Raw genomic sequence first — 268 nt, forward strand, 5'->3', positions numbered from 1 at the left:
CAGCAGCCCCGGCAGCAGCCGCAGCAGACGCCAGGCAAGCGGGCCCTTGTCGAAGGGCGACAGCTCCGGAATCTCGTCGCCCTGCACGCCACCCAATACCCCGCGATAGGCGCGCCATACGAAGCTTGAGGGCAGTGGAAAATCCACCGAGGCGGCGATGCCATCGGCCTCGGCCAATGACAATCTCAGCCACTGGGCCATGCCGTTGGACTGGACGAGGAAGGTTTCCGGCACCAGCGGAGGCTGAGGCGCGGCCTTGATCACCTTG

1 protein-coding gene is annotated in these 268 nt (G+C 66.0%); it reads right to left on the minus strand.

Translation table 11 applies throughout. The features are described from left to right. Positions 1-268, minus strand: a 268-nt coding sequence (locus R0J88_RS20515) for an exodeoxyribonuclease V subunit gamma (protein ID WP_410900954.1), incomplete at both ends; no start/stop codon positions are given.

The sequence above is a fragment of the Pseudoalteromonas sp. SIMBA_162 genome (assembly GCF_046535955.1).
GTDB classification, from domain to species: Bacteria; Pseudomonadota; Gammaproteobacteria; order Enterobacterales; family Alteromonadaceae; genus Pseudoalteromonas; species Pseudoalteromonas marina.